A 19,617-nucleotide genomic window follows, 5' to 3' on the forward strand; every position below is an offset into this window, starting at 1 on the left:
CCACCCTTGTGTCGTTGTTTCCCACCACGACCACTTTTGGGTGGGGGGGGGCCCCCCCCCCCCCCCAACGCCACATTGGGGCGCTTTGGTCACTCCGCCGCGATGGCCGCGCGGGCTGCCTCGGCGCGGTCGGCGTACGCGCCCACCAGCTGTTCTTCGGCGTCGTCGAGGTACTTCAGCAGCAGCTGTTCCGCGCCCGGGCCGTCGCCGGCCTCGATGCGGTCGAGGATCTCGTGGTTGCGGGGCAGGTAGCGCTCGTGGAAGCGCCGCGGCTCGGCCATGATGTGGAACACCAGCCGCAGCTCGGCGGTCAGCCGCCCGACCAGTTCGTTCACCCGCTCGCTGCCCGACAGCGCGGCGAGCTCCTGGTGGAACCAGACGTTCGCGGTGCCGAGGTCCTTCCAGTTGCCGGTGCGCGCGGCCTCGTCGCCGATCTCGACCTTCTCCTTGATCCGCGCGAAGGACGCCGGCTTGGCCTTCAGCCCGCGGACCGCGGCGCACTCGATGATCTTGCGCACCCGGTAGATGTCGACGACGTCCTCGACGCTCGGGATGCGGACGAAGACCCCGCGGTTGAGCTCGTGGGCGAGCAGCCGCTCGTGCGTGAGCAGCCGGAACGCCTCGCGCAGGGTGTTGCGGGAGACGCCGAGCGCGTTGCCGATGTCCTGCTCCGAGAGCCGCCCGCCGGGCAGGAAGAACCCCTCCGCGATGCGCTTGCGGAGGACGCCGGCGACCCGCTCAGCCGTGCTCTTGCGCGTGACCAGGCCGCGGTCGGCCTCCAGGCCCGGGACCACGCCGTCTTCGATGACCACGAGGACAAGGCTACCCGCCACTCGGGGGACGATCCAATCGGCATCTTGTGGAATTGTTCAACAATCTCTACCGTGTGAGGCACGCCACGATGAGAGACACTGGCCAGGAGGTGCCCCATGACTGCCACAGCTACCGAGGCCCGGCCGTTCGACTGGTTCCGCACACTCGGAAAACGCGGACGCCGCGCCTTCCTCGGCGCGTTCGGCGGGTACGGCCTGGACTCGTTCGACTACCAGACCCTGCCGCTCGGGCTCGCCGCGATCACCGCGTTCTTCGGCATTTCGAGCGGCGAAGCCGGCCTGCTCAGCACGACGACCCTGGTCGTGTCGGCCGTCGGCGGCGTCGGCGCCGGTATCCTCGCCGACCGCATCGGCCGCGTCCGGACGCTGCAGATCACCATCGCGATGTACACGATCTTCACCGTGCTCTGCGGCTTCGCGCCGAACTTCGAGACGCTGCTGGTCTTCCGCGCGCTGCAGGGCCTGGGCTTCGGCGGCGAGTGGGCGGCGGGCGCGGCCCTGGTCGCCGAGTACTCGCAGGCCAAGTACCGCGGCCGGACCGTGGCGTTCGTGCAGAGCGCGTGGGCCGTCGGCTGGGGCCTCTCGGTGATCGTCTACACGATCGTCTTCAGCTTCGCGAGCGACGACGTGGCCTGGCGGATCATGTTCTGGACCGGCGTCATCCCGGCGCTGCTCGTGCTGTGGGTCCGCCGCAGCGTGCAGGACGCCCCGCGCGCGGAGGAGCACCGCGTCGCCGTGCGGACCCGCGGTTCACTGGGCCGGATCTTCCGGGCCGACCTGCTGCGGACTACGTTCTTCGCCTCGCTGCTGGCCACCGGCGTCCAGGGCGGCTACTACGCGATCAACACCTGGCTGCCCGCCTACCTGAAGAAGACGCGTGAGCTGACCGTGATCGGCACCGGCGGCTACCTCGTCTTCCTCATCACCGGCGCCTTCGTCGGGTACGTCTGCGGCGGCTACCTCACCGATCTGCTGGGCCGCAAGAAGACCTTCCTGACGTTCGCGCTGCTCTCGGCCGTGCTCATCGTCGCCTACACGCAAATCCCGAAGGGCGCCAACGGCCTCGTGCTGGTGCTCGGCTTCCCGCTCGGCTTCTCGATGTCCGCGATCTTCAGCGGCTTCGGCGCGTTCCTCGCCGAGCTGTACCCGACCGCGCTGCGCGGCACCGGGCAGGGCTTCACCTACAACTTCGGCCGCGCGGTCGGGGCGATCTTCCCGACCATCGTGGGCTTCCTCGGTGCGGGCGGCGCGATCGTGATCGGCGCGGCCGGGTACGGCATCGCGGTGCTGGCCCTGCTCGGCCTTCCCGAAACCAGGGGTATCGAACTCGTCGACTGAGGGGGAACTCATGACGACCTTTGACGAACCGGCCACCTACACGCCGGCGCAGGCCCGGGCGGCGTTCCGCACCGGCACCGCCCACCCGACCACGGGCTGGGCCAACGGCTTCACCCAGACCAACCTGATCGCCGTGCCCGAGGACTGGGCCTACGACGTCCTGCTGTTCTGCACCCGCAACCCGCAGGCGTGCCCGCTGCTCGACGTCACCGACCCCGGCGATCCGGAAACCCGGCTCGCCGAGGGCGCGGACCTGCGCACCGACCTGCCGCGCTACCGGATCTGGCAGAACGGCGTCCTCGCCGGCGAGGTCTCGGACGCGACCGGCCTGTGGCGCAGCGACATGGTCGCGTTCTCGATCGGCTGCAGCTTCACGTTCGAGACGGCGCTGGCCGCCGAGGGCGTCCCGCTGCGGCACGTCGACCAGGGCCGCAACGTCGCGATGTACGTGACGAACCGGCCGTGCGAGCCCGCCGGGCGGCTGTTCGGCCCGATGGTCGTGTCGATGCGGCAGATCCCGGAGGACCGGGTCGCCGACGCGATCCGGATCACCCGCGCGATGCCCGCCGTGCACGGCGGCCCGGTGCACATCGGCGACCCGGGCGCGCTGGGCATCGACGACCTTTCGCGGCCGGACTTCGGCGATCCGGTGGACGCCGAACCCGGCGACGTCCCGGTGTTCTGGGCCTGCGGGGTCACCCCGCAGGCGGCGCTGATGGCGTCCCGGCCCCCCTTTGCGATCACCCACGCACCGGGGTACATGTTCATCACCGATCGGTACGACAGCGAATACCGGGTGGGGTGAAATGGATCTGAACAGCGATCTCGGCGAAGGCTTCGGCGCCTGGAAGATGGGCGACGACGAAGCCATGCTCGACATCGTGACCAGCGCGAACATCGCGTGCGGCTTCCACGCCGGAGACCCGTCGGTGATGCGGCGGGTGTGCGAACTGGCGGCCGAGCGCGGCGTCGCGATCGGCGCGCACGTCGGGTACCACGACCTAGCCGGCTTCGGCCGGCGCGCCCTCGACATCGCGCCGGACGACCTGGCGAACGAAGTGCTCTACCAGATCGGCGCGCTGGACGCGTTCGCCCGCGCGGCCGGCAGCCGCGTGACGTACGTGAAGCCGCATGGTGCGTTGTACAACACCGCGGCGGTGGACGCCGAGCAGGCCGCGGCGATCGTCGACGGCCTGCGCCGCTACGACCCCGCGCTGGCGCTGCTCTGCCTGCCGAATTCGGAAATGCAGCGACAGGCGGAGGCGACGGGCGTGGTGGCGTACGCGGAGGCGTTCGCGGACCGCGCCTACACCGCGGAGGGCAAGCTCGTGTCGCGCAAGCAGCCGGGTGCGGTCATCCACGACGCCGACGTGGTCGCCGAACGCGCAGTCGGCATGGCGACCGGCGGCGTCGTGACGGAGAACGGCACCAAGCTCGAGGTGCGCCCGGATTCCCTGTGCGTGCACGGGGACACGCCGGGCGCGGTCGAGCTGGCCCGGCGGATCGAGGCGGCGCTGACCGGGGCGGGCATCCAGCTCGGCGCGTTCACCGGATGACCGTCCGGCTGCTGCCGTGCGGGCGGCGCGCGGTGCTGGTGGAGACCGCCGACGTGCTGGGCTACCAGACGGCGTTGGCCGGCCTGGCGCCGGACGGCGTCGAAGAGCTGGTCCCGGCGGCGCGGACCCTGCTGGTCCGCTTCGACCCGTCGGTGACGAACGCGGAAAGGCTGGGTGAGCTGCTGCGCGAGGTGTCCCCTGTGGACCGTGTGGCGGCGGACGCGGGAGAGGTGGTGATCCCGGTGGTGTACGACGGCGAAGACCTGGCCGACGTCGCCGCGGAGACGGGGATGAGCGTGCCGGCGCTGGTCTCCCGGCACACCGCGGGGACGTATGTCTCGGCGTTCTGCGGCTTCGCGCCGGGGTTCGCCTACCTCACCGGATCGGACCCCGCCCTGCACGTGTCCCGCCGGTCTTCGCCGCGCACCCGCATCCCGCCGGGTTCGGTGGCGATCGCCGGCGAGTACAGCGCGGTCTACCCGAGCGCCTCCCCGGGCGGCTGGCGGTTGCTGGGCCGGACGGACGTGCCGGTGTGGGACGTCGAGCGTGACCCGCCGAACCTGCTGCCGCCGGGCACCCGCGTCCGGTTCACGGCGGTGCGGTCGTGAAGCTCGAAGTCGTCCGGCCCGGCTTCACGACGACGGTGCAGGACCTCGGCCGCCCGGGCCACGCGGCCCTCGGCGTCGGCCGCTCCGGCGCAGCCGACCGCGGCTCGTTCCGGCTGGCCAACCGGCTCGTCGGGAACCCGGTCGGGGCGGCGGCCCTGGAGGTCACGCTCGGCGGGCTGGTGCTGCGGGCGTCGGCCGTGACGACGGTGGCGGTCACCGGCGCTTCGTGCCCGCTGTCGAAGGGTGGGCTGAACGGGCCGATCACGTTGTGGCCGGGGGAAGAGCTGACGGTGGGCACGGCGGTGTCGGGGCTGCGGTGTTACGTCGCGGTGCGCGGCGGGATCGACGTGCCGCCGGTGCTGGGTTCCCGGGCGACGGACACGCTCGGCAAGCTCGGCCCGCCCCCGGTGACGGCCGGGATGCTGCTGCCGATCGGCCCGGCACCCCGGGAGTTCCCGGTGGTGGACCTCGCACCCCGGCCGTCGCTGCCGGCGGAACCGGTGCTGCGCGTGACGCCGGGCCCACGCCGCGACTGGTTCGCGGAGCCGGAGAAGTTGTTGTCCACTGTGTACACGGTGTCGCCGGACTCGGACCGCGTCGGCATCCGCCTGACCGGCCCACCGTTGTCCCGGACGCGCCACGACGAGCTGCCGTCGGAGGCGTGCGTGCCGGGATCGTTGCAGGTCCCACCCTCGGGCCGGCCGATCCTGTTCCACGCCGACCACCCCACGACGGGCGGCTACCCGGTGATCGCGGTCGTCGAGGAGGAGGACCTCGACGTGGCTGCCCAGCTCCGGCCCGGCCAGACCGTGCGCTTCGCTCGGGCCTGAGCTGCAGCTTTCACGTGAAAGCGTCGAAGCTTCCGTCCCGCGTCGTGAGTGGCAGGCGGTCAGCCCCGACTGCCACTCACGACCACCAGCCAGGCGACGTTCGTGGCCGCGATCGCGAGCCACGCCGCCCAAGCCGCGCCCGGGACCAGCCAGGTGGTGACGACCCCCAGTGCCACCGTCACCACCACCGGCCACGCGCGCCGGGACCGCCGCGGGAGCCGCTCGGCGAGGTAGGCGTCCAGGGCCTCGACGACTTGGTCGTCGATCTCGTCGCGCAGCCGCGCGTCCAGTTCAGACATGCGCCGGCACCGGCCGCGGGGCGGCCACCGACAGGCAGGCCAGCGCCAGCGGCACCTCCAGCGCGGCCATGAGCAGCGAAAACACCACGTCGTCGCCGGCCGTGATTACGTCGAACCAGGCGTCGGCCAGCAGCAGCGTCGCCGTGGCCGTGGCGACCAGCGGCGTCCACGGGTCGCCGCGGCCGAGCAGCCAGGCCGTGAGCAGCAAGCCGGCCGCCTCGGCCGCGTCGAAGCCCGTCCAGGCCAGCCGCCAGTGCTGTGCCGCCGCGACCTCCGGCAGCGTCGTCCCCAGTACCACGATCCACGGCAGCAGGCACAGTCCTGCGGCCCAGAAGAGCTTCTTCATGCGAACCCCCGAGTTCTCTCCCGACCCAAGGTAGCGATTGCAGAGGTTCTTTGCAAACAATCTCTGTAGTATCCTTCGGGCGTGGTCGAACGTCCCGAAAAGCGCGTCCTCACCGGCGCGGACCTCAAGGCCTTCTACAAGGCACTGGCCAACCCGGTGCGCCGCGACATCCTGTCCTACCTGGGCAAACACGGCGAAGCGAACTCGACGAGCGTCGCGAAGGCGCTCGGCGAGAGCACCGGGACGACCAGCTACCACCTCCGCAAGCTCGCCGACCTGGAGCTGATCGAGGAGCTGACCGACCGCGGGGACGGCCGCGAGCGCTGGTGGAAGTCGCGGTCGAAGGACCTCTACACCCCGCCGGACCTCGACCTGGCGCCGGACGAGCGCGAAGCGATGCTCCAGCTCGGCGCGCTCAAGATGAGCCACGACCTGGGTCTGGTCACGCGGGCGTACGCGGGCTACGAGAACTCCGAAGGGTGGAACCACATCTTCCGCGCCGGGCTGCACCTGACGAAGGAGCAGGTCACGTCGTTCGTCGAGGAGTACCAGAACCTCGTGTGGAAGTACGCCACCGAGCCGGGGCAGCACCCCGCAGGCTCGCGAGCGGTGGCCGTCCGGTTCATCGTGGTGCCGGAGGAAGAGTCCACAAAGGACTAGAGCCCGGACACCCGGAGCGTGATGTTCAGCCGGCCGTCGAGGCCCAGCGCCGGGTCCGCCGTGCCGGGCAGCGTCTTCGGGACGCCGTGGTAGGCGAGCCGGGACGGGCCGCCGAACACGAACACGTCACCCGATCGCAGCTCGACGTCGGTGTACGGCCGGCCGCGGGTTTCGGTGTTGCCGAAGCGGAACACGCACGCGTCGCCGAGGCTGAACGACACCACCGGCTCGAGGCTGCGCTCGTCCTTGTCCTGGTGCAGCCCCATCTTCGCGGCGGCGTCGTAGAAGTTGACCAGCGCGATGTCCGGCTCGTAAGGCCGGGCCTCGCCGTACGCGGCCGCCAGCGCGCGGCGGCCGAGGTCGCCGAGCCAGTCCGGGAACGGCAGCACCGGCTTGCCTTCGCCGGTCGTGCGCGAGTAGCCGTACGGGTACCAGTGCCAGCCGAGGCAGACCGACTTCACCGACATCACCCCGCCGTTGGGCAGCCGGGTGTGCCGGTAGCCGGACCAGCCGCGGCAGGCCGCGACCAGCGCACGTTGTTCGTCGAAGCCGAGCCAGTCGGGCAGGTGCACCGCCCCGGGCGCGAGCTCGGCGCGGGGGCGCGGCAGGAGGGCGTCCATCACTTCGATTGTGCCGGAGACTCCCGCCGCACACGTTCGGTGATCGAAGAAGGCACCACGCGATGACCGCGGAACGTGACATCGGCGGTGGCGAACAGTCGCAGAAGCCGCCCGATCGGACCGACGGGACGACCCTGCGACCGCATCCCCTCGCTCTGGGCCACCATGGCCTCGACGTTCCCACACCTGAATGTCACAAACCAGCGTGGATCAGCTACGAACGCGTCTCTTGACCGCGGCGCCGCCGATCAGTCACGGAACGTCACAACGGTGACGCCCGCCTGCGCCGGAACCGGGTCGTTCATCGCGGCCAGCGCGGCGGGGACGTCGTCGAGCCCGATGCGCCGGCCGATCAGCGCGGCGAGGTCGATGTCCGCCGTCTCGACGACGCGCAGCAGCTCCGGGTACTCGTGCGCCTGGAGCCCGTGGATGCCGACCAGCTCCAGCTCGCCGCCGATGACGCGGTGCATCGGGATGGGCGCGACCCCCTGCGCGGGCGGCATCAGGCCCGCCTGGACGTGCCGGCCGCGCTTGCGGAGGCTGCCGACCGACGCGGCGCAGGTCGACGGCGCGCCGAGGCAGTCCAGCGAGACGTGCGTACCGCCACCGGTCAGTTCGCGGACGTGCGCGGCGACGGCTTCCGGGCCGTCGAACGCCGAGGAATCGACGGTCCTGGCGGCGCCCGACTTCGCGGCGAGCTGCAGGGCGGCCGGCGAGACGTCGACGGCGACGACCTTGGCGCCCGCCGCGACAGCGAGCAACACCGCGGAGATCCCGACGCCGCCGCAGCCGTACACCGAGACCCACTGGCCCGCGGTGACGCGCCCCTGCCGCAGCACCGCGCGGAACGCCGTCCCGAACCGGCAGCCCAGCGCCGCGGCCTCGGCGGCGCCGAGTGTGTCCGGCAGCGCGACCAGGTTCGTTTCGGCGTGCTCGATGGCGACGCGCTCGGCGAACGACCCCCAGTGCGTGGCACCGGGCTGGAACTCTCGGTCGCAGATCTGCTGGTCGCCGCGGGCGCACTGGGCGCAGCTGCCGCAGGCGCAGACGAACGGCACGGTGACGCGCGCGCCGAGCTCCCAGCCGCGGACGCCGGCGCCGAGCGCGACGATCCGGCCGGCGAGCTCGTGCCCGGCGACGTGCGGCAGCGTGACGGCGGCGTCGTGCCCCTGCCAGGTGTGCCAGTCGCTGCGGCAGACGCCGGTGGCGTCGACCTCGATCACCGCACCGCCCGGCGCGGCCACCGGCTCGGGCACGTCCCGCACGACGGGCGGGACGCAGAACTCCTCCATCACGACAGCTCGCATGCCGCGAGCCTAACCGTCGCTCAATTGAGCGCGTGGAACCTCGTTCTCGCCCGCGGCGGGCCGAGGAGTTTGCTGAGCGAGCCGTCGGGCACGTTCAGGATGTCCTCGAGATTCCGCAGGGCTTCCAACGATTCCGGCCGCTCGGGCCGGCACCGTCCGGACTGCCAGTGGCTGAGGGTGGCCAGGCTGACCGTGGTTCCCCTGCCGCGCAAGCGATAGCGGATCCGCTCGAGGCCGAGGCCGCGGGCCCGGATCGCCGCCCGCAGGGCCACGTCGAACGGTCCGGCTGCCAGCAGCCGGCTCAGCTCCGCCTGTTCCCCCCGGTCGATGGTGCGTGTTCGCTGACCGGTCATCACAACGCTCCGAAGCACTCCCGATTACAGAACATTGGAGCGTAGGCGCAGCTTCCCAAGATCGGAAGGGCCCTCACCCACCTGCCTTGCGCGTCTCGTCCGCGATCGCCGCAAACGGTTCCGCGTAGCCGGAGTTGATCGTGACGTAGGAAATCCCCCACCGGTCCCGCCACCGGAGAAGCGTTTCCGCGGCCGCGCCGGGATCCTCGGGCAGGACGGTCACGGCACCCCCGGCGGCGAGTTCGGGCACGTCGACCCCGGCCCACCGCGCGATTCCCGGCGACGGCGCGGTTCCGACGGCCATCAGGTTCAGGCCGAGTTCGATGTCGGGAAGGCGCGCCCCGGCGAGTTCTCGGAATCGATCCACAATGGACTGCGCTTCGGTTTCGGTGGTCCTCGGCATCCAGGTGAAGGTGACGATGTCGGCTTCTTGCGCGGCGAGCGCCAGCATTTTCGGCCCACCGCCGGCGAGCATCAGCCGAGGCCGGTCGCTGTCCCGCTTGAGGTGCGCGACGGTGGCGGCCATCCGAGTGATCCGCTCACCCGGTGAGGGGAATTCCCGCCCGAGGCTGTTCGCGTGCCTGTCGGCCCCCGGACGTCCGACGCCGAGCCCGAGCTCGAACCGTCCGCCCGTCTGCTGGTGCAGGGTTTTCGCCTGCCAGTCGAGAGCCCGGGCGTCGCGGAACGGATCGGCGAGGACGAAGGTGCCGATGGTGAGGTCGATGGTGACCGCGGCGGCCGCCCCGAGCAGGACGAAGGGATCGGCGGTCCCGACGGGATCGGTGGCGAGCAGGGTGTCGAAGCCCAGCTTCTCGACCCGTTCGGCCTGGGCGGTCCAGGACGTGAGATCAGGCGCATGACCGGCGACGACGCCGAAGCGGAAGGAGTTCATGCGGCCATGGTCTTGCGGAGGCGGTCGTCACCACATCCGCTCCACGACGTCACCCGCGCGTACGCCCCTCAGCGCAGGGTGACCGACAACGCCTGCGCGATCTCCTTGCCGATCGCGTGCGTCGCCGCGTCCGGGGGCGAGCCCACCTTCACCACCATCGGGCCGCCGAACGGCTGCCGCTCCACGACCTCGATGCGCTCGCCGAGGTTGATCGCGTGTTCCGTCAGGTACCTCAGCAGCTCCGGGTCCGTGTCCCAGACCCGGACGATCTCGCCCACCGCGCCCGGCGGCAGGTCGTCCAGGATGCGAACCGGCAGCTCCTCCACGCTGCCGTCCGGGGCCGGGATCGGGTCGCCGTGCGGGTCGCGGACCGGGTTGCCGAGCTTGGCCGCGATGCGCTCGACCAGCCTGTCCGACACCGCGTGCTCCAGCGCGTCCGCCTCCGCGTGGACCTCGTCCCACGTGTAGCCGAGCTCCGACACCAGGTACGTCTCGATCAGCCGGTGCCGCCGGAGCACCGACCGCGCCAGCAGCCGGCCGTCGGCGGTGAGCTCGATGCCGCGGTACGGGGCGTGGGTGACCAGGCCGAGCTGGGACAGCTTCGTGACCATCCCCGACGCCGAGGACGGGCTGACCTCCAGCCGGCCGGCGAGCGACGCGTTGGTGACCGCCTCACCCCGCTCGACCAGGCCGTAGATCACCCGGACGTAGTCCTCTACCGACGAGGACCTCCGGACCGAACCATCTCCCATGCCGCATACGATACGGGGCCGCGTACTTTCTCGTGAAAGTTCACGGCCGCCAGCGGTAGCGGATCCAGCCCGGCACCGGTTCGGCGCCGAGCTGGGCGTAGAACGCCTCACCTTTCTCGTTGCCCGCCTGCATGTCCCACTCGACGCGGCCGGTCGTGCGGTTGCGCAGCTCGTCCAGCAGCTCGCCGCCGAGCCCGTGGCGGCGGTGCGCGGGCCGGACGAACAGGTCGTCCAGCCAGATCCCCGGCCGCGCTTCCCAGGTGGAGAAGTTCCAGCTGCAGAACGCGAAGCCGGCCACCGTCCCCGGCTCGCCGGGCGGGGTCGCGATCAGCACCCACGCCTTCGGGTCCGGCCCGAACAGGTGCCCGCTCATCTCGGCGCGGTCCAGCTTCAGGTCGTGGTTGTCCTCGTAGACGGCGTGCTCCTCGATGAGCGTGCAGATTTCCTCGATGTCTTCGAAGACGGCGTCGCGGACGGGCATCTCGCCTCCCGGTTTTGTCGGTGGTGGTCGTTACGGTCGGGCATGGAAGAGACGGAGGTGGTCGATGTCACCAGAGGAGAAGTTCGAGGACCTGGTCGACGAGTTCACCGGACGTCCGGGCATCACGCCACCCGGCACGACCGGCGGGTTCGGGCGCACGGCGCTGCGCGCGCACGGCCGGATCTTCGCGATGTTCGTCCGCGGGCAGCTCGTGCTCAAGCTGCCCCGGGTCCGGGTGGACGAACTGGTGGAGGGCGGGCACGGGGTGCGCTTCGACGCCAACAAGGGCACCCCGATGAAGGAATGGCTGGCGCTGGCCCCGGGGTCGCCACACCCCTGGGCCGAGCTGGCCGAGGAGGCACTCGAACACGTGGGAAGGAAGTGAGTCATCACGCTTGATAACGCAGTTCGCCGCCGACGGCGGTGCCTTGCACGGTGAGGCCGTCCGAACCGGACTCGTCCAGGGGCGAACCGGACAGCACGGCGAAGTCGGCGAGCTTCCCGGGTTCGAGCGTGCCCAGGTCACGCTCGGCGAAGGTGGCGTACGCCGAGCCGTACGTGTACGCGCGCAACGCCTGCTCCGGCGTCAGCGCCTCTTCGGGTGCGAAGGGCGCGCCTGACGCCGTGCGCCGACGCACCATGTCGGCGAGGGCGAGCAGGGGCGCGCCGTTCACGACGGGCCGGTCCGAAGACGCAGGGAGCACGCAACCCGCGTCGAGGACGCTGCGCAGCCGGTAGCACCACGGGACGCGCGCCTCGCCGAGCGCGGCGCGCATGCCGTCGCCGAGCTCGTTGACGAACCGCCCCTGCGGCGACGGGATGATGCCGAGCGAGGCGAGCCGGCGCAGCTCCGCGGGCTGAAGCACCGCGCAGTGCTCGATGCGGTGCCGGTGGTCCGTGCGCGGCGAAGCGGCCAACGCGGCTTCGTAGGCGTCGAGGACGACGGTGATCGCGCGGTCGCCGATCGCGTGCGTCGCGATCTGCCAGCCCGCTTCGTGGGCACGGCGGATCGTGCGGGCCAGCTCGTCCTCGGGCACCTGGAAGTAGCCGCGGTTGTCCGGCTCGCCGTCGAAGGGCTCGTGCATCGCACAGGTGCGCCCGACCAGGGAGCCGTCGGCGAACAACTTCATCGGGCCGACGCGCAGCCACTCGTCGCCGAGGCCGGTGCGCAGGCCGAGGTCGAGGCCGAAGCCGGCGTCGTCGGGCAGGTCGTGCAGCACGCTCGCGGCGACCATCACCGTGCTGCGCACGCGCAGCACGCCGGTGTCGCGCGCCTGCTGGTAGGCGGCCAGCTCGGCGGGCGTCTCGCCGACCAGGCCGCCGCCGATCCCGGCCTCCTGGACGCTGGTGATGCCCTCGGCCAGGTACCGCTCGGACGCGCGCGCGAGCCCGCGCACGACGCGGTCGACCGGCGTCGGGTACGTGAGCGGCCGCAGCAAGAGCTGGGCCTGCTCGCGCAGCAGGCCGGTGGGCGAGCCGTCGGCGTCGTGCACGACATCGCCGCCGACCGGGACGTGCGCGAGGTCGAGCTGGTCGAGCACGGCCGAGTTGACCACGGTCATGTGCCCGGACGTGTGCTTCAGCCGCACGAGCATGCCCGGCGCGGCGCGGTCGAGGCCGCGCCGGTCCGGGTGCCCGCCGGCCAGCTTGTTCTGGTCGTACCCGCTGCCGACCACCCAGCTCCCGGCCGGCAGCGTCGCGGCGCGCGCGGCCACGGCGTCGTAGACCTCCTCGACGCTGCGGCAGTCGCCGAGCGGGACGTCGTCGAGGCCCATGCCGAACCACGCCATGTGGTTGTGGGCGTCGTGGAAGCCGGGGACGACGAAGCCGCCCGCGAGGTCGACCCGGGAGCGCGCGGACAGCCCACGGGCGTCGTCGCCCAGCGCGACCACCCGGCCGTGCAGGACGGCAAGTGCGCTGGTGACGCCCGCGCCCGTCCACACCGTGGCGTTCTCGTAGACCGCGTCGACCTTCATGGCTCGGAGGCTATCGATCGATCGATCGAACGTCTAGCATCGGCCTCATGCCCACCGTGGAGTTCGCCGTCGAGGACGGCATCGCGCACATCCGGCTGAACCGGCCCGAGCGGCTGAACGCGGTCGCCGCCGTCCTGGTCGACGACTTCCTCACCGCCCTCGATGCGGCCGCCCGCAGCGATGCGCGCGTCGTCGTGCTGTCCGGGAACGGGCGCGCCTTCTGCGCCGGCCACGACCTCAAGGAACCCACCCCCGAGGGTGATTCGCGGGCGCGGCTGGACCGGCTCCAGGACGTCACGCGGCGGCTGCGCGGGCTGCGCCAGCCGGTGATCGCGGCGGTCCACGGCTACGCGATCGGGGCCGGCGCGGAGTTCGCGCTCGGCTGCGACCTGATCCTGGCCGCCGAAGACGCCGTGTTCGCCTTCCCCGAAGTCTCGCTGGGGCTGAGCGTCACCGGCGCGGCGTCGCGGCTGCTCCCGCTGCTGGTCGGGCCGCTCAAGGCGAAGGAACTCCTGCTGCTGGGCGAGCGCTTCGACGGCCGGAAGGCGGCCGAGCTGGGCATGGTCAACGCGGCCGTCCCCGCCGAGCAACTGCAGGCCGAGGCGCTGAGCTGGGCCAAGCGGATCGCCGAGCACCCCCCGGGCGCCGCGGCGATGGCGAAGCGGGTCCTCGACACGCCGATCGACGTCGAGCCCGCCCTCGAACTCGAGGTCAGCCACGCCCTGATCACCGAGCACTCGGCCGCGGTCGCCGCGTCCACCGAAGCCTTCCGGAGCCGGGCGTGACGCCGCTGGCCGAGATCGGGACCCTCGCGCAGCTCGTCACCCGGGCGGCCGCGCTGTGGCCGGAGCGCACTGCCTGGCTCTTCGACGAGCACGACCGGCGCTTCACCTTCGCCGAGGTCGATCGCGAAAGCTCCCGGATCGCCGCGGCGCTGGCCGAGCGCGGCATCGGCTCCGGCGACCGGGTCGCGGTGATGCTGCGGAACGTGCCCGCGTTCCCGCTGACCTGGCTCGCGCTGGCGAAGATCGGCGCGCAGCTGGTGCCGGTCAACACGAACTACCAGGAGTTCGACGGCGCCCACATCCTCCGGCACTCCGGCGCGAAGCTGGTCGTCGCCGCCGCGGAGTTCACCGGCCTGCTCGGCCGGATCGGGGTGACCGAGGTCATCACCCCGGACGAACTCCGCACCGACGCCGAACCGCCGGAATTCACCCCGGTGCCCGAATTGCCGGTCAACATCCAGTACACGTCCGGCACCACCGGCGCGCCCAAGGGCTGCGTCCTGCCGAACCGCTACTGGACCACCCTCGCGGTGGGCCTGGCCACCGACTTCCCGGCCGTCGGCGAGGACGACGTCATCCTGACCGCGCAGCCGTTCCACTACATCGATCCACAGTGGAATGTCGCGTTGGGACTCGCGGGCGGCGCCACCCTCGTCGTGCTGGACCGGTTCCACCCCAGCACGTTCTGGGCGAAGGTGCGCGAGCACGGCGTCACCTGGTTCTACTGCCTCGGCCTGATGCCGACGCTGCTGCTGCGGCAGGAACCGTCCGAAGCCGACCGCGACCACCGCGTCCGCGCGATCTGCGCGTCCGCTATCCCGCACGACCTGCACGCCGAGCTGGAGGCGCGCTGGGGCGTGCCGTGGTACGAGGCGTTCGGGATGACCGAAACCGGCGGCGACATCCGGATGACCGCCGCCGACCACGACGAGACCGTCGGCACCGGCTGCATCGGGCGGCCGAGCCGCGATCGCGAGGTGCTGATCGCCGGCGAGGACGGGAAGCCGCTGCCGCGCGGGGAAACCGGGCAGCTGCTGATCCGCGGCATCGGCCTGATGCACGGCTACCACGACGATCCGGACGCGACGGCGAAGGCGTTCGAAAACGGCTGGTTCCACACCGGCGACCTCGCCCGGATGGACGCCGCCGGCCGCGTCTACTACGTCGGCCGCACGAAGGACATGATCCGCCGCAGCGGCGAGAACGTCTCCGCCGACGAGGTCGAGCGCGCGCTGCTGCTGCACCCGGCGGTGCGGCTGGCGGCCGTCGTCGCGGTGCCCGACGAGCTGCGCGGCGAGGAGATCAAGGCGTACGTCGTCTGCGACGGCGACCGGCCGGACCCCGCCGAGCTGGCCGCCTTCTGCGCCGGGAAACTGGCCTACTTCAAGGTTCCGCGGTTCTGGGCCTTCGCCGAAGCACTCCCGATGACGCCGTCGGAGCGGGTGGCCAAGGGCGAGCTGCGGAAGGTCGCGGACCCGCGCGCCGGGTCCTGGGACGCGAAGGCGGCAGCATGGCTGTGAGCAGCCGGGAGCGGGTGCGCGCGGCGGCGGTGAAGCTGTTCGCCACCAAGGGCTTCCACGGCACCGGCATCCGGGATCTGGCGCAGGAGGCGGAACTCTCCTCGGCGAGCCTGTACCACTACATGGGCACCAAGGAGGATTTGCTCGCCGAGATCATGCACACCGCGCTCAACCGGCTGCTCGACGCCGCCCGCGAGGCGACCGCGGGCGGCGGCGACCCGGTGCACCGGCTGCGCACGCTGGTCGCGCTGCACGTCCTCGCCCACGCCGTCGGGCCGGCGGAAACCCGGGTGGTGGACAACGAAGTCGACGTGCTGTCCCCGGCCGCGCGCGAGCCGGTGGTGGCCCTGCGGGACGCCTACGAACGGCTGTGGGCGGCCGCGATCGACGAGGGCGTGGCGGCCGGGGTGTTCCGTGTGGAGCACCCGGCGGTGACCCGGCTCGCGCTGCTGGAGATGTGCAGCGGTGTCGCGAGGTGGTATTCCCCACGCGGCCCGCTGGCGCTGGACGAGCTGGCGGAGCACTACGCGGAACTGGCGTCGAGGGCGCTGGGCTGCACGTCCGCGCCCGGCGTGACCGACTTGCGACGGTGCCGGGAAATCGTCGCGAAAGAGTGGGGCGTGTCCGTTTAGCGGCGCTTTTACCTGTGTACGCCTTGCCCAGACGGCGCGGGTGGGGGACGCTCGAAGGGTGACTGAGGAAACGATCCAACTGGAACTGGACGACTCGGGTCTCGCGCCGGGCCTCCCGGCGCCGGCACACCCCCGCGATCAGGTGCAGGATGTCCCCTATCGCCCCGTCGAGTTCCGTGACGACGATCTCCCCGCGGCTCTGGAGCGCTGCGCCAAGTGGCTGCGTCAGGCACAGGAGTGGCTCGGCGAGCCGCTCGACGTGCTGGCCATCCACCTCGACTACGACGACCGTCAGGGTTCGCCGTACTACGACGTGAAGCTCCTGTGCAACGAAGAGGACCTAGCGGGCGTTCCGATCGCCATTCGCAACAAGAAGTAAGCAGGTTGAAGCGCCGTCAGGGCCGCCGAAAGGCGGCCCTGACGGTTTCGTGCGTTCTCAGCCCAGCGTGCCGCCGACCTTGACGTGCCCCTTGAGCAGGTTGCGCGCGATGGTCCGGCGCTGGATCTCGTCGGTGCCTTCGTAGATGCGCAGCAGCCGCAGCTCGCGGTACCACCGCTCGACCGGCAGCTCCCGCGTGTAGCCCATCCCGCCGTGGATCTGCAGGACGCGGTCGACGATCTCGTTGGCCTTCTGGCCGCCGTACAGCTTCGCCATCGACTGCGCGTGCCGCGAATCGAGGCCCTGGTCGACCTGCCAGGCGGCGTGCAGCACCAGCCACCGCAGCGCTTCCAGCTCGACCCCGGAGTCGGCGATCATCCACTGGATGGCCTGCCGCTCGGCAATCTTCTGCCCGAACGTCTCGCGCGTGTTGGCGTGCTCGATGGCCATCGAGATCAGCCGCTCGCACGAGCCGATCGCGCGGGCGGGCAGCAGGTAGCGGCCCTGGCCGATCCACTGCATGGCGAGCTCGAAGCCGCGGCCCTCCTCGCCGAGGATCTGCGTTTCCGGGACGCGGACGTCCTGGAAGATCAGCGACGCCGGGCCCCACTCGCCCATCGTGTCGATGTATTCGGACTTCCAGCCGGCCTCGCGGTCGACGAGGAAGCAGGTGACACCGCCGTTCGCGCCCTTCTCGGGGTCGGTGATGGCGAAGACCATGGTGAAGTCGGCCTCGTTGCCGCCGGTGATGAAGGTCTTCTCGCCGTTGATGATCCAGTCGCTGCCGTCCTTGCGGGCGGTGGTCCGGATGGCCTTGGCGTCCGACCCGGCGCCCGGCTCGGTGATCGCGAAGCACGACTTGCGCTCGCCCGAGATGGTCGGCAGCAAGTAGGTCTGCTTCTGCTCTTCGTTGGCGTGGAACAGGATGTTGTCGGCGGCACCCCCGAAGCGGAACGGCACGAAGGTGCGGCCGAGCTCGGCTTCCAGCAGCGCGGCCATCACGGCGGACAGGCCCATGCCGCCGTACTCCTCGGGCGTGAGGACACCCCAGAAGCCGGACTCCTTCGCCTTGAGCTGGAGGTCCTTGAGCTCCTCGCCGGTGAGGCCGGGCTGGTGGGCGCGCTCGCGCCGGAGGACTTCCTGCTCGAGCGGGACCAGCTCCCGCTGGACGAACGTGCGGACCCAGTCGCGCACTTCCCGTTCTTCGGTGCTGAGTGAAAAGTCCATGGGGTGGCTGCTCCTCCGACACTGGCTAAGCGCTTGCTTACTCCCATAGTGCGGCACGCGCCACCCGGGCGCAAGGACGGCGGGACCCACCGGGGCAGCCGGAGCAGCCCGGGAGGCGGCATCCGGGGGCAGGACGGGCGGCCGCGGACGGGCTTACCGTGTCCGCGTGACAAAGGCGACGCGCACCGGCGAGCAGGAGCCGCGCGCTCCCAGCCGGGCGATGCCCACGCCGTCGATCGCCGCACGCTCCGACCCGCGGGGCGCGCTGACCGCGGGCTCCGCCCTCGCCCTGCAGCGCCAGGCGGGCAACCACGCGCTGACCGGGCTCCTGGTGCAGCGCCAGAGCGCACCCGCCCGGGCCGCCAGCCGCCGCGTCACGACCCCGTTCGGGCGGTTCGTGGTCGTCGATCGCGACGCACGGGGCGACGACCGGATCACCCGCGCCGAGCTCGACGCGGCCACGCGGACGTGGTCCGCGATCACCTCCGGCCAGTCGCCGCTGACCATCTCGGACACCCAGACCTTCGGCCGCACCTACCCCGGCTTCCGCGAACGCGTCCTCGCCGCGCTCGCCGCCCTGATGTCCCGCCGCCACGGCCGCCGGCTGGTCGTCGAACTGGTGGCCGGGTCGCACCGGGTGCGGATCGAGCCGTCCGAGGCCGTCGCCCTGCTGCAGGACGGCGGCGAAACCCAGGCTCTCGACCAGGCCGGCGCGCACGATCCGCACACCGGCTCCGACGTGGTGATCAGGCTCGACCCGGCGTGGAGCGCGGTCCACGTCCTGGATGCGCACGGCGCGGCGCTGACCGTCCCCGACGTCGTGCGCGTCGGCCACGAATTGATCCACGCCCGCCACGACACCGCGGGCACGAACGCGAGCACCCGGCCCGCCACCGATCCCGCCTACGACAACCGCGAGGAGGAGAACACCATCGAGACCGGGGACCTCACCGAGAACCAGCTGCGCGAGGAACACCACGTCGACGCCCGGCCCGGGCAACCGGCACCGCGGCGCCACGGCCACCACGGCTACGGCCGGTCCCTCGACCCGCTGCCGAGCCTCCCGTCCGTGCCGCGCCGGCTGTGACCCCCCTGTCCTGGGCCCGATCCCGTGACAACGGCCGCCGGGCCCGGAAGGATCGGAGGGGTGATGGAGATCGAGGTCCGCTGGTCGTCGCCGTTGCCCGCCGAAGATCGCTTCCTGCGCCTGCTCGACGACGTCGAGCAGGGGCGGTTCGAGGCGTACCGGCAGGAGGCGGACAAGCGGCGGTTCCTCACCGGCCGCGTCCTGGCGAAGACGGTCGCGGCCGAGCGGCTCGGCCTGGCCATCGAGACGGTGAAGTTCGACGCGACCTGCGAAGACTGTGGCAAGCCCCACGGGCGGCCCCGGATCCCGGGCGCGGACCTGACGCTGTCGATCTCCCATTCGGGCGACCTGATCGGCATCGCGGCGACGCCCTCGGTCCCGGTGGGCCTCGACGTCGAGACGGCCACCCGCCGAGCGGACGACGGCCTGATCGAGTACGCGCTGAGCCCCGCGGAGGCCGAGCACCTGGCCGGCCTCGACGGGACCGCGAAGGCGGCGGCGTTCTTCGTCTACTGGACCCGCAAGGAGGCGGTGATGAAGGCCACCGGCAAGGGCCTGCGCATCCCGCTGCAGAGCATCACGTTCTCGCGTTACGACGAGCCGGCCAGCCTGATCGCCTCGGGCGACCCGGCCCTGGACCCGGCGACGACCCGCCTGGTCGATCTGAAGGCCACCGACGGGTACCGGGCGGCCATCGCGGTGCTGACCACCGAGGAGCTGTCGGTCACCGAGGAACACTGGGGCCCGCAGTTATAGTTACGGCATGTCCACACCGGCGAGCACGAGTGAGCCAGCTCGACATCGCCCGGGAAGCGCTGAGCCTCACGGATCTCGTCGAGACGCTCGAGTCGTGGCGACGGATAGCGTGGAGCACCCAGGCCGACCCCGCGGCGCACCGCCGCATGGTGCGGGCAGCCGAGCACACCCAGCGCACCGGGGAACCGCCTGCCGGCTCCCGGTCGTGGAACTCGCTCAAGACGGAGCTCGGCCTGTAGCGGTGGCCGGTCGAACCCGGACGGCTCGATGCGCAACCTGGCGTTCGGCCCACACGGGGAAGGGCTGCTCACGTACCTGATCCTGGAGGACCAGAACCGGGTCGACCTGCTCCGCGTCCTTTGGGCCACCTGAGCCCGGGC

General features: G+C 71.7%; 25 protein-coding genes. 14 read left to right on the forward strand and 11 right to left on the reverse strand.

Features of this window, described 5'->3' with window-relative positions:
* Positions 1-89: 89 nt before the first annotated feature.
* Positions 90-812 (reverse strand): GntR family transcriptional regulator, encoded by a 723-nt coding sequence (locus tag ACWEF6_RS28765; protein WP_310968610.1) that lies wholly within the window; start codon positions 810-812, stop codon positions 90-92.
* Positions 813-929: 117 nt separating this feature from the next.
* Here ACWEF6_RS28765 and ACWEF6_RS28770 point away from each other — a divergent pair, with 117 nt between their 5' ends.
* From ACWEF6_RS28770 to ACWEF6_RS28790, 5 genes are read left to right on the forward strand one after another with little or no spacing between them, the layout of a single operon-like run.
* Positions 930-2,171, forward strand: coding sequence for an MFS transporter (locus ACWEF6_RS28770; protein WP_449685795.1), 1,242 nt, complete (start codon positions 930-932; stop codon positions 2,169-2,171).
* A 10-nt stretch (positions 2,172-2,181) separates the two neighbouring features.
* Positions 2,182-2,976, forward strand: a complete 795-nt coding sequence (locus tag ACWEF6_RS28775) for a putative hydro-lyase (RefSeq protein ID WP_449685796.1) — start codon at positions 2,182-2,184, stop codon at positions 2,974-2,976.
* A 1-nt stretch (position 2,977) separates the two neighbouring features.
* The gene (locus tag ACWEF6_RS28780) at positions 2,978-3,727 is read left to right on the forward strand and encodes a LamB/YcsF family protein (protein WP_449685797.1); all 750 of its coding nucleotides are present in this window, start codon (positions 2,978-2,980) and stop codon (positions 3,725-3,727) included.
* Positions 3,724-4,335, forward strand: coding sequence for a 5-oxoprolinase subunit B family protein (locus tag ACWEF6_RS28785; RefSeq protein WP_449685798.1), 612 nt, complete (start codon positions 3,724-3,726; stop codon positions 4,333-4,335). Before ACWEF6_RS28780 ends, ACWEF6_RS28785 begins: the two co-directional genes overlap by 4 nt.
* Positions 4,332-5,165, forward strand: coding sequence for a 5-oxoprolinase subunit C family protein (locus ACWEF6_RS28790; RefSeq protein ID WP_449685799.1), 834 nt, complete (start codon positions 4,332-4,334; stop codon positions 5,163-5,165). The genes ACWEF6_RS28785 and ACWEF6_RS28790 overlap by 4 nt, the downstream gene beginning before the upstream one ends.
* 59 nt (positions 5,166-5,224) lie before the next feature.
* Here the strand turns inward: ACWEF6_RS28790 and ACWEF6_RS28795 are convergent, their stop codons facing one another.
* Both ACWEF6_RS28795 and ACWEF6_RS28800 read right to left on the reverse strand, forming a co-directional pair.
* A complete protein-coding gene (locus ACWEF6_RS28795; protein WP_449685800.1) occupies positions 5,225-5,464 on the reverse strand; it encodes a hypothetical protein in 240 nt (79 codons plus the stop codon).
* On the reverse strand, positions 5,457-5,810 hold the full coding sequence (locus tag ACWEF6_RS28800; protein WP_449685801.1) for a hypothetical protein: 354 nt from the start codon (positions 5,808-5,810) through the stop codon (positions 5,457-5,459). The genes ACWEF6_RS28795 and ACWEF6_RS28800 overlap by 8 nt, the downstream gene beginning before the upstream one ends.
* Before the next feature lie 81 nt (positions 5,811-5,891).
* Here ACWEF6_RS28800 and ACWEF6_RS28805 point away from each other — a divergent pair, with 81 nt between their 5' ends.
* Positions 5,892-6,470, forward strand: coding sequence for an ArsR/SmtB family transcription factor (locus ACWEF6_RS28805; protein WP_449685802.1), 579 nt, complete (start codon positions 5,892-5,894; stop codon positions 6,468-6,470).
* Here ACWEF6_RS28805 and ACWEF6_RS28810 read toward each other — a convergent pair.
* From ACWEF6_RS28810 to ACWEF6_RS28835, 6 genes are all read right to left on the reverse strand, one after another.
* The gene (locus ACWEF6_RS28810) at positions 6,467-7,090 is read right to left on the reverse strand and encodes an alpha-ketoglutarate-dependent dioxygenase AlkB family protein (protein WP_449685803.1); all 624 of its coding nucleotides are present in this window, start codon (positions 7,088-7,090) and stop codon (positions 6,467-6,469) included. The genes ACWEF6_RS28805 and ACWEF6_RS28810 overlap by 4 nt on opposite strands.
* A 248-nt stretch (positions 7,091-7,338) precedes the next feature.
* Complete coding sequence (locus ACWEF6_RS28815; RefSeq protein ID WP_449685804.1) at positions 7,339-8,397, reverse strand: zinc-binding dehydrogenase; 1,059 nt, start codon at positions 8,395-8,397, stop codon at positions 7,339-7,341.
* A gap of 20 nt (positions 8,398-8,417) precedes the next feature.
* Positions 8,418-8,750, reverse strand: coding sequence for a transcriptional regulator (locus tag ACWEF6_RS28820; protein WP_167384931.1), 333 nt, complete (start codon positions 8,748-8,750; stop codon positions 8,418-8,420).
* 73 nt (positions 8,751-8,823) lie between these two features.
* Positions 8,824-9,642, reverse strand: coding sequence for an LLM class flavin-dependent oxidoreductase (locus ACWEF6_RS28825; RefSeq protein ID WP_449685805.1), 819 nt, complete (start codon positions 9,640-9,642; stop codon positions 8,824-8,826).
* Between the two features lie 68 nt (positions 9,643-9,710).
* The gene (locus ACWEF6_RS28830; protein WP_086839591.1) at positions 9,711-10,394 is read right to left on the reverse strand and encodes a metal-dependent transcriptional regulator; all 684 of its coding nucleotides are present in this window, start codon (positions 10,392-10,394) and stop codon (positions 9,711-9,713) included.
* A 40-nt stretch (positions 10,395-10,434) separates the two neighbouring features.
* Entirely contained in the window at positions 10,435-10,875 is a 441-nt protein-coding gene (locus ACWEF6_RS28835; protein ID WP_449685806.1) for an N-acetyltransferase family protein, read from the reverse strand.
* A gap of 64 nt (positions 10,876-10,939) precedes the next feature.
* On the opposite strand from ACWEF6_RS28835, the gene ACWEF6_RS28840 reads away from it, so the two are divergent.
* Positions 10,940-11,260, forward strand: a complete 321-nt coding sequence (locus ACWEF6_RS28840) for a hypothetical protein (protein WP_310968621.1) — start codon at positions 10,940-10,942, stop codon at positions 11,258-11,260.
* Between the two features lie 4 nt (positions 11,261-11,264).
* On the opposite strand, the gene ACWEF6_RS28845 is transcribed toward ACWEF6_RS28840, so the two are convergent.
* Positions 11,265-12,851 (reverse strand): amidohydrolase, encoded by a 1,587-nt coding sequence (locus ACWEF6_RS28845; RefSeq protein WP_449685807.1) that lies wholly within the window; start codon positions 12,849-12,851, stop codon positions 11,265-11,267.
* 47 nt (positions 12,852-12,898) lie between these two features.
* Between ACWEF6_RS28845 and ACWEF6_RS28850 the strand changes: the two genes are divergently transcribed.
* From ACWEF6_RS28850 to ACWEF6_RS28865, 4 genes are read left to right on the forward strand one after another with little or no spacing between them, the layout of a single operon-like run.
* Positions 12,899-13,636: an enoyl-CoA hydratase/isomerase family protein gene (locus tag ACWEF6_RS28850; protein WP_449685808.1), complete on the forward strand. Its 738-nt coding sequence runs from the start codon at positions 12,899-12,901 to the stop codon at positions 13,634-13,636.
* The gene (locus ACWEF6_RS28855; protein WP_449685809.1) at positions 13,633-15,156 is read left to right on the forward strand and encodes an ATP-dependent acyl-CoA ligase; all 1,524 of its coding nucleotides are present in this window, start codon (positions 13,633-13,635) and stop codon (positions 15,154-15,156) included. Before ACWEF6_RS28850 ends, ACWEF6_RS28855 begins: the two co-directional genes overlap by 4 nt.
* Positions 15,147-15,788 (forward strand): TetR/AcrR family transcriptional regulator, encoded by a 642-nt coding sequence (locus ACWEF6_RS28860; RefSeq protein WP_242545469.1) that lies wholly within the window; start codon positions 15,147-15,149, stop codon positions 15,786-15,788. Before ACWEF6_RS28855 ends, ACWEF6_RS28860 begins: the two co-directional genes overlap by 10 nt.
* A gap of 58 nt (positions 15,789-15,846) precedes the next feature.
* Entirely contained in the window at positions 15,847-16,167 is a 321-nt protein-coding gene (locus tag ACWEF6_RS28865; protein ID WP_004561305.1) for a hypothetical protein, read from the forward strand.
* Between the two features lie 57 nt (positions 16,168-16,224).
* Here ACWEF6_RS28865 and ACWEF6_RS28870 read toward each other — a convergent pair whose 3' ends face one another.
* Positions 16,225-17,394, reverse strand: a complete 1,170-nt coding sequence (locus ACWEF6_RS28870; RefSeq protein ID WP_091318329.1) for an acyl-CoA dehydrogenase family protein — start codon at positions 17,392-17,394, stop codon at positions 16,225-16,227.
* Positions 17,395-17,560: 166 nt separating this feature from the next.
* Here ACWEF6_RS28870 and ACWEF6_RS28875 point away from each other — a divergent pair, with 166 nt between their 5' ends.
* The 3 genes from ACWEF6_RS28875 to ACWEF6_RS28885 all read left to right on the forward strand — a co-directional run bounded on the left by ACWEF6_RS28875 (position 17,561) and on the right by ACWEF6_RS28885 (position 19,476).
* On the forward strand, positions 17,561-18,481 hold the full coding sequence (locus ACWEF6_RS28875) for a M91 family zinc metallopeptidase (RefSeq protein WP_449685810.1): 921 nt from the start codon (positions 17,561-17,563) through the stop codon (positions 18,479-18,481).
* Between the two features lie 63 nt (positions 18,482-18,544).
* Positions 18,545-19,237 (forward strand): 4'-phosphopantetheinyl transferase family protein, encoded by a 693-nt coding sequence (locus ACWEF6_RS28880; protein WP_449685811.1) that lies wholly within the window; start codon positions 18,545-18,547, stop codon positions 19,235-19,237.
* 29 nt (positions 19,238-19,266) lie between these two features.
* Positions 19,267-19,476 (forward strand): DUF6247 family protein, encoded by a 210-nt coding sequence (locus ACWEF6_RS28885; RefSeq protein WP_449685812.1) that lies wholly within the window; start codon positions 19,267-19,269, stop codon positions 19,474-19,476.
* Positions 19,477-19,617: the final 141 nt, after the last annotated feature.

The organism is Amycolatopsis sp. NPDC004772 (assembly GCF_053601215.1).